We start from the raw sequence: 14,641 nt of genomic DNA on the forward strand, positions 1-14,641 counted from the left end.
TAAAATCAACGCCTGAATCCCTTTTAGTGGGGAGTTTTGTGTGCCAGTGCCGCTTTGACCAGCGCTTCGCGCTCTTCTCGGCTCATTCCCGCAAAATCGCTGCTTTTTTGCCGCAGTTGGCTAAGCGCTTCGGTTTTTTGTAGTTGTGCCAACTGCCGGTGAATGCCCTTGAGGCAGTCGCAGAAGGCCGCTCGGGTGTCGTAGTCCGCCCGCGCGGGCTTGGCCGCCCTTGCCGAGCCGTGGGCGCCGGCGGCCACCAGCAGGTCCTGCCCGGCGATGCCGGCTAGGTGCTCCGCGCTGCGGGCTCCGTGCACCGCTCGCCAGTGCCCGATGATGTGGGGCAGTTGGTAGTGCGGTCGTTCCCGCAGCAACTTTAGCAGTTCGCCCAGGGTTCGCAACTCCGGTTCCGCCCGCTCGAGCCAGAACTCGGGGGGCTCTTCCGAAGCCAGGCCGGGGTTGGCCAACAATAGGCCAATGGCCTTGCGCGCCGGCGGCATCAGGTAGCGCTTTGCCGGCAGCGCGGGCACTGACGGCTCGGGTTCGGGCGGCGGCTCGTCGTAGTAGGCTTCCGGGGGCGGAGGCTCTTGGTACTCCGGCGGCGGCGCCCGGTCGTCCACGGGTGGCCTTTCGGGGGCGGGTTCGCGTACCGGGGTTTCGGGTTTGAGCACCACCGGCTCGCTGACCAGCTCCATCAGTATAGCCCGGTTGAGGCCGGTACGTTGGGCCAGACCGTCGAACATTAGTTCCCGAAAGACCCCCCGAGGCAGTTTGTCCAGCAGGGGGGCGGCGCGTTTGCTCAGCAGGGCGCGGCCTTCCAGGCTGGAGGGGTTCAGGTCCCGGCTCAGGGCGTCGAATAGGTAATCCTCCAGCGGGACGGCCATGTTCACCATGTTGATGAACTTTTCCGGGCCCACTTGCCGCACCAGGGTGTCCGGGTCCTCGCCTTCGGGGAGGAACAGGAATTTGACCTGGCGACCGTCCTCCATGACTGGAAGCGCGGCGGCCAGTGCCCGTTCGGCGGCGGTGCGCCCGGCCTGGTCCCCGTCGAAGCAGAACACTACCTCCCGGGTGTGCCGAAAGGCGAGGGCGAGGTGGTCTTCGCCGCAGGCGGTACCCAGGGTCGCCACGCCGTAGCGAATGCCGAACTGGGCCAGGGCGACCACGTCCATATAACCCTCGACCACCAGCAGCCGGGGCAAGTCCCGGTGAGCCTGGCGCGCCTCGTATAGCCCGTACAGCTCCCGGCCCTTGTGGAAAACCGGGGTCTCGGGAGAGTTGAGGTACTTGGGTTTATCATCACCCAGCACTCGGCCGCCAAAACCGACAACCCGCCCGCGCAGGTCTCGAATGGGGAACATAATTCGGTGGCGGAAGCGGTCGTAGCGCTTGTTCTGCTCCGGTTGGTGGATGAGCATGCCGCCTTCGGTGAGCAAGCTGCGCTCTTCCTCGCCAATGCCCAGGGTCTTGAGCAGGTTGTCCCACCCCGGTGGGGCAAAACCCAGGCCGTAGTCGCGGGCAATGTGGCCGTCCACGCCGCGGCGCTTGAGGTAGTCCACCGCCTCCTGGCGCTTGGGGTGCTGGCGCAGTTGCAGCCGGTAATAGCGGTCGGCCTGTTCCAGCAAGCTGTAAATGCTCTTGCGGGCCTGGGCTCGCTCTTTCTGCGCCGGGCTTTGCTCCTCTCGGGGGACGTCCAGGCCCACGTGGTGCGCGAGCTGCTCCACCGCTTCCGGGAAGCCTTGGCGCTCGTAGTCCATTAAAAAGCCCACGGCGTTACCGCTGGCGCCGCAGCCGAAGCAGTAATAAAACTGTTTGTCCGGGCTGACGGTGAAGGAGGGCGTTTTTTCGTCGTGGAAGGGGCAGCAGGCGCTGTAGTTCTTGCCGGTTTTCTTAAGCTTGACGCGATGATCGACCACCTCAACCAGGTCAACCCGGTCGAGGAGCTCGTCAATAAAGCTTTGTGGAATCAGTCCGGCCATAGAGCCTTATTGTAGCGGGGAAGCGAGAAGAGCGTATGGAAATGTCGAGACTGAATTACCCCAGCCGCGCTTTTAACCGCTTGCTCACATCCGCCATATCCGCTCGGCCCTGAACCTGGGGCTTCAAAATGCCCATGACCTTGCCCATGTCCTTCATGTTCTCGGCACCGCTCTGGCGGATGGCGTCATCCACCATCTGGTCCAGTTCAGCGTCGGTCAGCGGCTGAGGCAGGAACTCTTGGATAATGTCGATTTCGTACCGCTCCTGGTCGGCCAGCTCTTGCCGGCTCGCATCGAGATATTGCTTCTCCGAGTCCCGCCGTTGCTTGACCATTTTGTCCAAAACGGCGAGCACACGGGCATCGTCGAGTTCGATGCGCTCATCGACCTCAATGCGTTTGAATTCCGCGGTTACCAGACGCAAAACCGCCACGCGGGCCTTTTCTTTGGCCCGCATGGCGGTTTTTAAGGCGTCGTTGATGCGTGTTTTAAGCTCTGAAGCTGGCATCAGCGTCTTCCTAGTTGTCTTGTCGTAAGCGTGCGCCTTAAGCGGCGCGGGCCCGGTGCGAGGCATCCGGGCCAAGTTCAGCCGGGGAGTTCTGGCGCTGCCAGACCGGCTTGTTCAGGCCCGTCTTAGTACAGGCGCTGGAACTTGCGGTTTTCCCGCTGAACTTTCTTGGCGTGCCGCTTAACGGCGGCAGCGGCCTTGCGCTTACGTACCGCTGTGGGCTTTTCATAGGCTTCGCGGCTGCGAACTTCGGCCAGGATGCCGGCCTTCTCACAGGAGCGCTTAAAACGACGCAATGCAACGTCAAAAGGCTCATTGTCTTTGATTTTTACTGAAGGCATGCTGTTACCTTTGCTCAATTAATTCACCCCGAAACCGCCTGTTTACGGGCTTCGGGATCCGAGGGCCGTGGATTCTAACCACTTATCCGCTGTGCTGCAACTGGTTCTTGGGCTTCGGGCTCTATATCATACGCCCTCATTTTCCCCTGCGGTGTCTGAGTGAACCCTTATGCGTGTACTGGGTATTGAAACCTCCTGTGATGAAACCGGCCTGGCGCTGTATGACAGCGAGCGGGGGCTGTTGAGCCACGCGCTTTTCAGCCAGATTGACCTTCATGCCGATTATGGCGGCGTAGTGCCCGAGTTGGCCTCCCGGGACCACCTGCGCAAGCTACTGCCTCTGATTCGGCAGGTGATGGCGGAGGCCGACACGGGCGCTGATGAGATTGATGCCATTGCCTACACCGCCGGGCCGGGTTTGATCGGTGCCCTGATGGTGGGGGCTTCGGTGGGGCGGTCCCTGGCCTACGGCTGGGGCATTCCGGCGCTGGGGGTCCACCACATGGAGGGCCACCTGCTGGCGCCAATGCTGGAGGCGCAGCCGCCGGCCTTTCCTTTTATCGCCCTGCTGGTGTCCGGGGGGCACACCCAGCTCGTACAAGTACAGGGCATTGGCGAATACCGGTTGCTGGGGGAGTCGCTTGACGACGCCGCCGGCGAAGCCTTCGACAAAGCCGCGAAAATGCTGGACCTGGACTATCCGGGCGGGCCTCATATCGCCAAGCTCGCCGAGCGGGGGGTGCCGGGGCGGTTTACCTTTCCCCGGCCGATGGTGGACCGGCCGGGCCTGGATTTCAGTTTCAGCGGCCTAAAAACCTATACGCTCAATACGGTGGCCGAGCACGCCCAGGCCGATGGCCTGCCGGACGAGCAGACCTGCGCCGATATCGCCCACGCCTTTCAGGAAGCGGTGGTGGGGACTTTGGTAATCAAGTGTCGGCGCGCCCTGGAGCAGGCCGGGCTGAACACGCTGGTGATCGCCGGCGGTGTTTCCGCCAACACCCGTTTGCGGGAGGAACTGGAAGCGTCCCTCGCTAAAATCGGAGCCCGGGTGTTCTACGCTCGCCATGAGTTCTGCACCGACAATGGTGCCATGATCGCCTATGCCGGCTGCCAGCGTTTGCTGGCGGGGCAGTCGGAGTCCACGGCCGTGACCGTGCGCGCCCGCTGGCCCCTGGACGAACTGCCGCCGCTGAGCCTGCAAAACCGAGGAAACTGAATGGATATTGTTTATATTCGAGACCTGCGCGTGGATACCATCATCGGCATCTACGACTGGGAACGGGAAGTGCGCCAGACCATCAGTCTGGATCTGGAAATGGCCGCGGACATCCGCAAGGCGGCCGAAACGGATGACATTCAATACGCGTTAAACTACAAGGCGGTATCCAAGCGGTTGATCGCCTACCTGGAAAATCGCGATGCGCAGCTGATTGAAGCATTGGCGGAAGAGGTGGCCGACATTGTCCGCACTGAATTCGGCGTCGCTTGGATGCGTTTGCGCTTGAGCAAGCCCGGTGCCTTGCGCGGGGCGCGGGATGTGGGGCTGATTATTGAACGGGGAGACAAACCGGCATGACCGAGGTGTACCTCAGTCTGGGCAGTAACATTGACCGCTCGCGTCATATTTCGGCGGGGCTGGATGCACTTGCCGGGCAGTTCGGTGAGTTAATCACTTCCTCCGTGTTTGAGAGCGAGGCGGTGGGCTTCGATGGCAGCCACTTCTTTAATCTGGTAGTGGGTATTGAAACCGCTTTGTCTGTCGGGGCCTTGTCCGATGTGCTCAAAGGCATTGAGGATGAGAACGGCCGTCGCCGCTCGGGCCCGAAATTCAGCTCGCGCACCTTGGATATCGATATTCTCACCTACGGGGACTTTGTGGGCGAGCAGGCAGGGGTAACGTTGCCCCGGGCGGAGTTGACCAAAAACGCCTTCGTGCTCTGGCCCATGGCGGAAGTCGCGCCGACCCGCCGCCATCCGGTCTCCGGGCAGACTTATGCCAAACTGTGGGCCGACTATGATAAAACCCGGCAAAAACTCTGGCCGGTTGATTTTGTCTGGCGCGGCCGGACACTTTCCCACGCCTCTTCCTAAGCAGCGGGCGCCAGGCGCCCGTGGTTGGATGTATCAATAGGAGTCGCTCGTGAACGACCCGCAACCCGCCCGGCCGGTGTCGCCCTGGCTGGTACTGGTGGCTGTTTGTCTGGGAGCGTTTATCGCCCCTCTGGGTATGGCGTCGGTTAACGTCGCCCTGCCCACCATGGCAAAAGAACTCAATGCCAGCGCGGTGCTGGTCAGTTGGGTGCCCACCGTAGTTTTGATTGCCAACATCATCTTTATGCTGCCCGCCGGCAAGTTGGCGGACAACCTTGGGCGCAAGCGGGTTTTCCGTTGGGGCATTGGGCTCAATACCCTGGCGAGCGCCCTGGCCTTTTTCGCCCCTTCCATTGAAGTGGTGTTGGTGCTGCGTTTCTTTCAGGGTACTGGTGCCGCCATGATGTTCGCCACCAGCATGGCGCTGCTGATTTCCGTGTTCCCGCCGGAGCGGCGCGGGTTGCCCCTGGGGCTGAATGCCGCCTGTGTGTATTTGGGGCTGACGCTTGCCCCGGCTCTCGGGGGGTGGGTGACCGATGTGCTCGGGTGGCGGTTTGTGTTTTTGATGCCGCTGCCACTGGTGGTTGTGGTTCTGACGTTGATTGCCTGGCGGGTGCCCGGCGACTGGACCGGGGAGCGGCACACCCGCTTCGACTGGCGCGGCGCGCTTAATTTCGGGGCCTGGGCCATTGCGCTGGTAATCGGGCTGACCGGCTTGCCGGGCCTGTGGCAGAGCGCGGTGCTGGCGCTTTCCTTTGTTTTACTTTATCAGTTTATTCGTCGCCAGGCCCGGCGGGCGCAACCGCTGATTCGGGTGCAGATGTTTCGCGAATCCCGCTTGTTTTCGTTTTCCCTGATTACCGCGCTGTTTATGTACGCCAGTAGTTACCCCCTGGGCTTTTTGTTGAGCCTGTATTTGCAGTATGTGCGCGGCTACAGTGCAGCGGATGCCGGACAAGTGCTGTTGGTGCAGGCGCTGACCATGGCGTGCATTGCGCCACTCGCAGGAAAGCTGGCGGATTATCTGCCAGCCCGCTGGCTGGCCAGTGCCGGCTGCTTTTGTACGCTCTGTGGCTATGGGTTGCTGAGTACCTTGGGGGCGGAAACGCCGGCGGCTTTTATTGTCGCGGCGCTGTTTCTGGTCGGGTTGGGCTTCGGTTGTTTTTCCAGCCCCAACAATCATGTCGTGATGCAGTCGGCACATGCCTCTGAAGTGGGCGTTGCGGCGGCCACGTTGAACCTCGCACGGGTGGTGGGCAACTTGATAGGGATGAGTCTGGTTAACTTGTTTGTGTACTGGAACCTGGGCGACCGTCCGATGAATGAAACGCTATCAGAGCCGTTGTTGCACACTTTCAGCCAAGCCATGATCTTGGCGCTGGTGTTTCTGTCGAGCGCGACGCTGGTCTCGTTGCTGCGCGGCTCCAGCGCCAAACACAAAATGCCGGGCGCGGGGCCCGGCTAAGGTAGGAGTCAGGGGGTAGTGCCCCTTGCGCTAGTGAATTTCAATGCGTTTGCTGACGGGCGATTTCTCTTCCAATTTCGGCACGGTCAACTTAAGTACGCCGTTGTTGAACTCGGCGTTGATGTCTTTTTCTTTGACGTCGGTGCCGAGATTAAAGCTGCGGACGAACTTGCCGTAGCGCCGTTCTTGGCGAATCAGGCGGCCTTCTTTTTCTTCCTTGTCTTCAAAGCGCGATTCCGCACTGATGGTCAGCAGGCCATTGTCCAGGGTAACGTCAATGTCTTTTTTGTCGACGCCCGGTAATTCAGCCGTCAACTCGTATTGGTTTTTCCGTTCTGCAATGTCCACCCGCGGAGTGAAAGAGGTGACATCACCGCCGCTGCTTTGTGGTGTCCAGAAGTGGTCGAGCAGATTGTCAAAATCAAATAAGGAGTTACGTGGTACGAGATTCATAACAACACCTCCTTTGAATGTAAAAAGCTCATCATCATTCAGAGCCTATCTCTGTCTGACACTTTCATAGTGGGGGCAAAACAGCGGTTTTTCAATTGATCTAGCGCAAATAAAAGCGTGTTTCTTAGGGGTTTAACTGACACTTCGACCGCCATCGACGGCAATAATCTGTCCGGTTATATAAGGCGCTTTGGTCAGAAGGAAAAGAATGGTTTCGGCAATATCCACCGGGTCACCGGGCTGCTTGAGGGGCACCCGGTCGAGAATCGTCGCCTTGCCGGCCTCGTCCAACTCTGCGGTTTGTTCGGGCCACAAAATGGCGCCGGGCGCGATGCCGTTCACGCGGATTTCCGGTGCCAATTCCCGTGAGAGCGACTTGGTCAGCATGACATTGCCGGCTTTGGCCGCGCAATAAATCGAGTGATCCTTCAGTGGTCGGTCGGCGTGAATATCGGCGATGGTAATGATGGCGCCCTTCGTTTTGCGCAAGGGGCCCGCAAGAGCCTGGGCGAGGAAAAAGGGCGCCTTCATGTTGCTGTTGACCAAATCATCCCAGTCTTCCTCGGTCGCGTCGCCGACCGGTGTCGGGTAAAAGCTGGAGGCGTTGTTGATCAGAGCGTCCAGGCGCCCCCAATGCGAGGCGGCCGCGCCAGCGAGCTGGATCAGCTCTTCGTGTTTGGACAGATCGGCCTGCAGGCTTATCGCGCTGTCGGCCCGGTCCCGGTTGAACTGGTCGACCAGCGCTTCAGCCTCGGTCCTCGAAGAGCGGTAATGAATGATGATGCGAAAGCCCGCGCGGTGCAACGTTTGAGCGGTTTCTGCTCCGATGCGCCGCGCGGCGCCAGTGAGTAGAGCGACGGGAGAGGAGTGGGTCATAGTAATCTCAAGCTTATCGGTGGTAGAGCGTTGGGTTACGCAAAAAAGTCCGCGAGGGTTTGTTGAGGCCTCAATCATAACAATAAAAATTCGGTTGGGGTGTGGCGCCTTGCGCTCTGGCCACCATCCCAGTAACGCCGCGAGTGGGCAAGGTTCAGCTGGGCCGGTAAAACCCCATGAGTCACATGCCCCGTGGCGTTTTGAGGAGGTCAGCCGCTAGCGGTATGGCTTTCATTAGGCCCGCTTCAGGGCCTGCAAGCGGGCGAGCCGCTCCCGGTCCAGGGCTTCGCCAAAGGCTTTGCCGGTGAAGCCCTGGGCGGCAATTTCCCGGTTGTCGATCGAGCGGCACTCGTGCAGCGCCGCGCGCAGGTAATCCGCCTGAGGATAATCCCGGTGTTCAAGCCCGGTGCGGCCTCGCGCGTCCGCTTCGCAGCACAGGAGGAAGCCTTCAAATTGCTCTGGCTTGCGAAACGCGTCGGCGGCTTTCAACACTTTGAGCAATGTGGTTGGCTTTAGCTCCAAAGCGCGGTGGCAGTGGGTGTGATATTCCGCCACCAAACGGGCGAGGCGTTTGTGCTCCTTGGGGGCGGCGATGCGCTCGCAGAGGGTATCCAACAAGGGCAGGGTGCGTTGTTCGTGGCCGGTGTGCCGGGGCCACTCTTCCTCCGGCGTAGTGCCTTTGCCCAGGTCGTGGACCAACGCGGCAAAGCGCACGGGAATGGCCTCGCTCAAGGCGGCGGCCTGTTGCAACACCAGCAGGCAGTGAGCCCCCGTATCGATTTCCGGGTGGTGCTTCGCCGGTTGGGGCACCCCGAACAGGGCATCCACTTCCGGCAGTATTTTCGCCAGGGCACCGCAATCGCGCAGGCTCTGCACGAACACTTCCGGGTGCCGCTCCCCCAGTGCCCGTTCCATCTCCTTCCAGACCCGCTCGGGCACCAGGTGGTCCACTTCGCCGCTGTCCACCATCTGGCGCATCAATGCCAGGGTTTCCTCGGCAATGGTAAAGCCCAGGTGATGGTAGCGAGCGGCAAAGCGTGCCACTCTCAATACCCGCACGGGATCTTCGATAAAGGCCGGCGAGACATGCCGCAGGGTTTTGTCTTCCAGGTCCTTGGCGCCGCCGTAGGGGTCCACCAGATTGCCCTCGCGATCCTCCGCCATGGCGTTGATGGTCAGGTCCCGGCGGGCCAGGTCATCTTCCAGAGAGACATCCGGGGCGGTGTGGAACTGGAACCCGGTATAGCCCGGCGCGGTTTTGCGCTCGGTGCGGGCCAGGGCGTACTCCTCGCGCGTTTTCGGGTGTAAAAACACGGGGAAGTCTTTGCCCACGGGGGTAAAGCCTTGAGCTTCCATTTCCTCGGGGCGAGCGCCCACGACCACCCAGTCCCGTTCCGAATAGGGGTAACCGAGGCGTTTGTCGCGAACCGCGCCGCCCACAAGATAAATATTCATGCTCATAGAAAATGCGTTTGGCCTCTGAAAAATTGCAGCGATGCGAATCTTGCCACAAAAAAGCCGCCCTCGCTCGTTGTGCTTTGGGCGGGTTTCTATTATCGTACAGGGATTACTGATCTCTGACACCGAGTGAACCTGACAATGTTTTCACCGCTAGCCTCTGTTGTTCGTATCGCGATGCGCGCCCTGCGTTGGGTGGTGCGTGCACCGGCGTGCGTGCGGCGGAGAACAGGCTAACGTCAGATCAATCAGCCCGTTTTCAAAAAGCCGCAGCTCCCAACTGCGGCTTTTTTGTTTTGGGGCCGCAGGAGTTGCATGACACGATAAGGAGTGTTTTATGCCGGTTTATCTTGCCTACGCCCTGGTGGTATTAATCTGGTCCACAACGCCGCTGGCGATTCAGTGGAGCAATGACAGCGTTTCGTTTCTGACGGCGGTGGTGCTGCGAATGACGCTGGCGGCGGCATTGGCTCTGGTGATCGTGGCCCTGCTTCGTCGCCGCCTGTTCGACCGCCCCGGCGCCTGGAAAGCATACTTGGCCGCCTCCTTTGGCATTTTCCCCAATATGCTGGTGGTGTACTGGTCCGCGCAGTTCATTCCCTCAGGCTTGATTGCCGTAATCTTTGCCCTGTCGCCGTTTGTAACCGGCGGCCTGAGCTGGTTGATTTTAAAAGAGAACCCTTTCAACCCGCGCCGAGTGCTGGCGCTGTTGGTCGCGCTCGCGGGGCTGTGCGTGATTTTCTGGGATCAGATTCGGATCGACGAGCGTTCGGCGTTCGGTATTGGTGGCCTTCTGCTCTCCTGCGCCATGTTTAGCTTGAGTAGCGTGAGCTTGAAAAAACTCGATTGCGGTACCGGCCCGCTCGAGCAGACGGCGGGCGCGCTCCTGTTTGCCTTGCCGGGGCTACTGCTGAGCTGGTGGATGGTCGAAGGCGCCTTGCCTCAGGCGCTTTCCGCCAAAAGCCTAACGGGGCTGCTGTATCTGGCGGTGCTGGGTTCCCTGCTCGGCTTCACCTTGTTTTATTTTGTGCTGCAACGGTTGACGCCCAGCGCCGTGTCACTGATTACCTTGATGACGCCAGTGCTGGCATTGTTTATCGGTGCCGTGGTGGCGGATGAGCGCCTGTCACTATCCCTTCTGGTGGGCGCGGCCATGGTGCTGCTGGCGTTGCTGGGGTACCTCGACCTGGGGTTGGATTCGGCGCTACGCCGAAGGCTGGGGAAAAAGAAACAGGCGACGGAGACGGAGATGGAAGTTAATGGTGCATAACGGTGCACCAAGGTGTTCCAGTTTGGTGCGTTTCAAATTTATTGTTGTGGCGTCATAGAGGGCGTTGAATTATAACCTTATGATTTTAAAGAAAAAATGAAAGTTGGCTTGGTCCCTGCTAAAGCCTGGGCACCGGTACAAAAATCGGATAGACCGCTGAGCCCCAAAACGGGTCAGCGGCATTAAAAAACTCAAAGCTCGCATTTAGAGGAAGAACTCATGAAGATGAAGCAAAGTATTCTGGCTGGCGCCGTTGCCGTTTCCGCAATGGCTTCCGCGGCTCTGGCGCCGGTCGCCAATGCCGAAGTTTCCGCCTCGGTGGGTGCCGCCAATATGTATTACTGGCGTGGTTATGATCTGGGTAACGGGGATCCGGCTATTTGGGGCGACATTAACGTCAGTGGCAATGGGGCCTATGCCGGCATGTGGGCTTCTTCCGGTGACGCCTCGGCGGGAACCGAGTACGACCTGTACGTGGGCTACGGCTCTTCCGTGGGCGACTTCTCTTACGATTTCAGCCTGTGGACTTACGCCTACCCGTCTACGAAGGAAACGACTGCGGACCTCGACACCGGCAGTCTTGTGCAAGAGAGCACGCCGACTTCTCCGGGAGACTTGGTCGAGTTCATTACCGGCCTGGGCTATGGCCCTGTTTCCGTAACCTACTACCACGGTCTGGAAGATTTGGATGAGTATTGGTACGCCACTGTTGGCCTGAGCGCGGGTGACTTCGCTTTCACCTATGGCCTTCACGAAGATGACTACGCGCACTTCGATATCGGGTATGCCTACAATGACAATCTTAGCTTCACTCTTGGTTTGGTCGCCGATGATGCGGACTTCGGTGTGAGCGACGAAGCTAAATTTGTTGTCGGCTTTAGCATCCCCATCGAGTAAGTCTGGCGTAACTTTTAATGCGCTTACCGGCCTGATTAGAAAGGGTGCCAAAGCGGCACCCTTTCTAGCCGTTATTTTGTCGTTTATGCAACGTTTTTTGTGCTCAAATGCGCCAATTCTCGCTGCCGCATGGAACTCGGATAGGGGGAGTGGTACAGTCAGCGAGCGACTTTTAGTGAGTTGAATGTGAAGTCGCAGGGGCAACTCCTCCCCGTCGCCAAGTGGTTCAGTATTCGACAGGGAGTTTTGCCGGTCCATCGCTACAAGGATAAAAGGAGAGCCGTATGCAGCCGTCCTATCTTTCTTTATTTCATTCGTTTGATTTGTCTCGTTTTCGTAAAACCTGCTCCGGTGCCGCGCTCGGCGCAATGGTGGCGGCCAGCCCTCAGGTGTCGGCTCAAAGCTCTCAATCCGTTATGGAAGAGGTTCTGGTGACCGCCCAAAAGCGCGAGCAGTCGCTGCAGGATGTTTCCGTCGCCGTCACCGCCTTCTCCGGCGAAGCCATTGAAAAAATGGGCTTTGAGGAGGGGTTGGATATTACCCAGCAAGTGCCCAACATGAACTTCTTCGCCATTTTTGGTGAAGCTTCCAGCCCCTCCATCAGTTTGCGCGGTATCAGCCTGGTGAATTTCTCCGACTCCTGGGAATCACCGGTGGCGTTGTATGTGGATGATGTGTATCGCGGCAACCCCGCCGGTTCGGCGATTCAGTTGTTTGATTTGAAGCGCGTGGAAGTTTTGCGCGGCCCGCAGGGGACACTCTACGGCCGGAATACCACTGGCGGCTTGGTGCACTATGTCTCCAAAAAGCCGACGGAGACGTTTGAATCCTCCGCCAGTGTCAGCTACGGCAGCTATGCCGAAACCATTGTGGAAGGCATGGTGTCGGGCCCGCTGGCCGATGGCCTGATGGCTCGTGCCGCGGTAAAGCGCACCCACAACGAGGGCTGGCAAACCAACTGGGTGGACGGCGAAAAACTTAATGACACCGATAGCTATGGCTACCGGTTACAGGTGCTTCGCGATTACGAGGATGATGGCAGCTGGTTGCTGAATGTTCACGGTGGCCGGGCGGATCAGCAGTCCGTGGGCTTTGCCCATATGGGTTATCTGGAGTCCGCCGATGAATCGGCGGCCACCTGCAGCATCGACCGTATTCAGTCCGGGCTGTGTACCAGTGCCACCTTTGAAATGACCGGCCGTGAAGCGGCGGGCGATCACTTTGACCCCGAGTGGGTGGCCTCCAGCTCACCGGAGGGGCTGACCACTTACATTGATACCTTTGGCAGCTCTTTGAAAGTGGAGTTACCGCTGGCCGAAGGCATTGAGTTTACTTCGGTGTCCGCCGTTGAGAAGCTGGACAAGTTCATGCAGGACGATGGCGACGGTACCTCTGTCGTATACTTCGATGAGCAGTATTCGGTGGATGCGGAGCAGTACACCCAGGAGTTTCGGGTCAATGGCCAGACCGCCAAATCCAAATGGGTGACCGGTTTCTATTACTATGATGACCACCGGGATTTGTTGACCGAATCTCCAACCGCCGAGAGTGCCCGCACTGATTCCTGGTACGAGTTCTCGCACCGCGAAGACGTGGTACTGGACTCCCAGTCCTGGGCGGTATTCGGCCAATACGAACACGACCTTACTTCTGAGCTGACGGCGATTGCCGGTGTTCGCTATACCGAGGAGAAACGCCAGTTTGAGCAGGACTCCGGGCCCAGTTTCTACGATGAAATTGATGTGCAGGATCGCCTGGAGGAGGATTCTGTTACCGGAAAACTGGGGCTCGACTGGCGTGTCAATCCCGATACGCTGATCTTCGGCAATGTTTCAACCGGTTTCAAAAGTGGTGGTTTCTCGGGTAGCTACAACGCCTCCCTTCAGGCGACGCGTCCGGTGGAAGCCGAAGATGTTGTGAACTATGAATTGGGCTACAAGCAGACTCTGGCCGGCGGCCGTGTAAGAGTGAACGCCTCGCTCTTTAATTATGAGGTGGAAGGCTACCAGGCTCAGGTGTTCATGAGCGTGGAAGATGGCAGCGTGATCACCAACGCGGGGGATGTGACCGGCACCGGGGCAGAAGTGGAAGTGAACGCTCAGGTAACGGATAACTTTGAGGTTATTGCGGGTCTGGGTTGGCTCGATACCGAGTTTGAATCGGACCAAATCTTTAAAGTGGCCGGTGATGAGTACACCCTTGATGGCAATGAATTGCCCTCGGCACCCAACCTGACCTACAACCTGGTGGCGCGTTATTACCAGGGCCTAGGGGGCAACGGTGAACTGACCTACCAAGTGGATTACAGTTGGCAGGACGAGCAATACCTGCAGATCGAAAACGATCCCTATTCACAGCAGTCCGCGTATGGTCTGGTTAATGCCAAGCTCAGTTGGATGTCACCCGGTGGTACCTGGACGGTGGCGGCCTTCGCCAATAACTTGGCCGATGAAGAGTACTTCACCTACCAGAACACCTTGGGCGCTGACTGGGGCTATGGTGTGTGGGGTAAGCCCCGGACAGTCGGGGCGCGCGTCGGCTGGAAGTTCTAGGAAAGCTTGGCTAACGCGGGGCACCTCCGTTTTATTAGAGGTGCCCGTTGTTTAGGTAACGCATAAAAGCATCGGGGTGGTCGGTGTAAACGCCGTCCATCCCAGCCTCGACCAACCGTCGCCAATCGGTCGGGTGGTTGGCGGTATACACCCACACTTTCTTTCCCTTCTCCCGGCAGGTTTGAACCAGTGTTTGCGGCATGAAGTCCATGCTGATATTCACGCTGTAGGGCGCCAGTACATCGATGGCGTGCGGCAGCTCGATGGGAACGCCGTAAAGCAGAAGCCCGCGGCGTAGCTCGGGCATGGTTTGCTGCAGTTGCGCCAGTTGCGTGTGATCAAAGGTAGAGACGACATAGGTGTCGAGGCTTTGCCCGTGATCGCGGCAGTGCGCGGTCAACTGTTCCTGCAGGGTGTCGGCGCAATTCAGGCCTTTGAGCTCGATGTTCAGCAACGCTCGCTCCCCTACCAGTTCCAATACCTGACGAAGGCGCGGCAAGGGCTCGCCGTTGCTCAGGCGCAGGGCTTCGAGTTGCTCAAGGGAAAGGTCGGGCAAAACCTGGTGGCCCGCAATCTCTCGGCCTAGGCGACGGTCGTGCGTCACCCACAACTCCCCGTGAAACTGCCAGACGTCGATTTCTATGGCGGGCACGCCCAGCGCGAGGCTGCGTCGAATTCCTTCCAGGCTGTTTTCCGGGCCGGGACCACCCCGGTGAGCAATGCAGAGCATAGGGCTTGTTCTCCTTTGGGA

At 59.1% G+C, this 14,641-nt stretch carries 14 protein-coding genes; 7 read left to right on the top strand and 7 right to left on the bottom strand.

Annotation, left to right across the window (positions count from 1 at the left end; translation table 11 throughout):
* Window positions 1-23: 23 nt before the first annotated feature.
* The 3 genes from dnaG to rpsU all read right to left on the bottom strand — a co-directional run bounded on the left by dnaG (window position 24) and on the right by rpsU (window position 2,825).
* Window positions 24-1,976 carry a DNA primase gene (gene dnaG / locus AAE514_RS13315; RefSeq protein WP_347332044.1) on the bottom strand — a complete coding sequence of 651 codons (1,953 nt, stop codon included), beginning with the start codon at window positions 1,974-1,976 and terminating at the stop codon, window positions 24-26.
* Window positions 1,977-2,031: 55 nt separating this feature from the next.
* Complete coding sequence (locus AAE514_RS13320) at window positions 2,032-2,484, bottom strand: GatB/YqeY domain-containing protein (RefSeq protein WP_347332045.1); 453 nt, start codon at window positions 2,482-2,484, stop codon at window positions 2,032-2,034.
* Window positions 2,485-2,609: 125 nt separating this feature from the next.
* The gene (gene rpsU / locus AAE514_RS13325; RefSeq protein WP_024460997.1) at window positions 2,610-2,825 is read right to left on the bottom strand and encodes a 30S ribosomal protein S21; all 216 of its coding nucleotides are present in this window, start codon (window positions 2,823-2,825) and stop codon (window positions 2,610-2,612) included.
* A 169-nt stretch (window positions 2,826-2,994) separates the two neighbouring features.
* On the opposite strand from rpsU, the gene tsaD reads away from it, so the two are divergent.
* From tsaD to AAE514_RS13345, 4 genes are read left to right on the top strand one after another with little or no spacing between them, the layout of a single operon-like run.
* Window positions 2,995-4,044: a tRNA (adenosine(37)-N6)-threonylcarbamoyltransferase complex transferase subunit TsaD gene (gene tsaD, locus AAE514_RS13330; protein WP_347332046.1), complete on the top strand. Its 1,050-nt coding sequence runs from the start codon at window positions 2,995-2,997 to the stop codon at window positions 4,042-4,044.
* Window positions 4,045-4,404 (top strand): dihydroneopterin aldolase, encoded by a 360-nt coding sequence (folB, locus tag AAE514_RS13335; RefSeq protein ID WP_347332047.1) that lies wholly within the window; start codon window positions 4,045-4,047, stop codon window positions 4,402-4,404.
* Window positions 4,401-4,919, top strand: a complete 519-nt coding sequence (gene folK, locus AAE514_RS13340) for a 2-amino-4-hydroxy-6-hydroxymethyldihydropteridine diphosphokinase (protein WP_347332048.1) — start codon at window positions 4,401-4,403, stop codon at window positions 4,917-4,919. The genes folB and folK overlap by 4 nt, the downstream gene beginning before the upstream one ends.
* Before the next feature lie 49 nt (window positions 4,920-4,968).
* Complete coding sequence (locus tag AAE514_RS13345; protein ID WP_347332049.1) at window positions 4,969-6,384, top strand: MFS transporter; 1,416 nt, start codon at window positions 4,969-4,971, stop codon at window positions 6,382-6,384.
* 30 nt (window positions 6,385-6,414) lie between these two features.
* On the opposite strand, the gene AAE514_RS13350 is transcribed toward AAE514_RS13345, so the two are convergent.
* The 3 genes from AAE514_RS13350 to AAE514_RS13360 form a co-directional block, all read right to left on the bottom strand.
* Window positions 6,415-6,837: an Hsp20/alpha crystallin family protein gene (locus tag AAE514_RS13350; RefSeq protein WP_347332050.1), complete on the bottom strand. Its 423-nt coding sequence runs from the start codon at window positions 6,835-6,837 to the stop codon at window positions 6,415-6,417.
* A 132-nt stretch (window positions 6,838-6,969) separates the two neighbouring features.
* The gene (locus tag AAE514_RS13355) at window positions 6,970-7,713 is read right to left on the bottom strand and encodes a pteridine reductase (RefSeq protein ID WP_347332051.1); all 744 of its coding nucleotides are present in this window, start codon (window positions 7,711-7,713) and stop codon (window positions 6,970-6,972) included.
* Between the two features lie 234 nt (window positions 7,714-7,947).
* Entirely contained in the window at window positions 7,948-9,168 is a 1,221-nt protein-coding gene (locus tag AAE514_RS13360; RefSeq protein WP_347332104.1) for a multifunctional CCA addition/repair protein, read from the bottom strand.
* Between the two features lie 340 nt (window positions 9,169-9,508).
* Here AAE514_RS13360 and AAE514_RS13365 point away from each other — a divergent pair, with 340 nt between their 5' ends.
* The 3 genes from AAE514_RS13365 to AAE514_RS13375 all read left to right on the top strand — a co-directional run bounded on the left by AAE514_RS13365 (window position 9,509) and on the right by AAE514_RS13375 (window position 13,890).
* Entirely contained in the window at window positions 9,509-10,441 is a 933-nt protein-coding gene (locus AAE514_RS13365; RefSeq protein WP_347332052.1) for a DMT family transporter, read from the top strand.
* Window positions 10,442-10,660: 219 nt separating this feature from the next.
* Window positions 10,661-11,338 carry a TorF family putative porin gene (locus tag AAE514_RS13370; RefSeq protein ID WP_347332053.1) on the top strand — a complete coding sequence of 226 codons (678 nt, stop codon included), beginning with the start codon at window positions 10,661-10,663 and terminating at the stop codon, window positions 11,336-11,338.
* Window positions 11,339-11,622: 284 nt separating this feature from the next.
* Window positions 11,623-13,890 (top strand): TonB-dependent receptor, encoded by a 2,268-nt coding sequence (locus AAE514_RS13375; protein WP_347332054.1) that lies wholly within the window; start codon window positions 11,623-11,625, stop codon window positions 13,888-13,890.
* A gap of 34 nt (window positions 13,891-13,924) precedes the next feature.
* Here AAE514_RS13375 and AAE514_RS13380 read toward each other — a convergent pair whose 3' ends face one another.
* Window positions 13,925-14,620, bottom strand: a complete 696-nt coding sequence (locus AAE514_RS13380) for a glycerophosphodiester phosphodiesterase (protein WP_347332055.1) — start codon at window positions 14,618-14,620, stop codon at window positions 13,925-13,927.
* Window positions 14,621-14,641: the final 21 nt, after the last annotated feature.

This window comes from Marinimicrobium locisalis (assembly GCF_039822625.1).
GTDB classification, from domain to species: Bacteria; Pseudomonadota; Gammaproteobacteria; order Pseudomonadales; family Cellvibrionaceae; genus Marinimicrobium; species Marinimicrobium locisalis.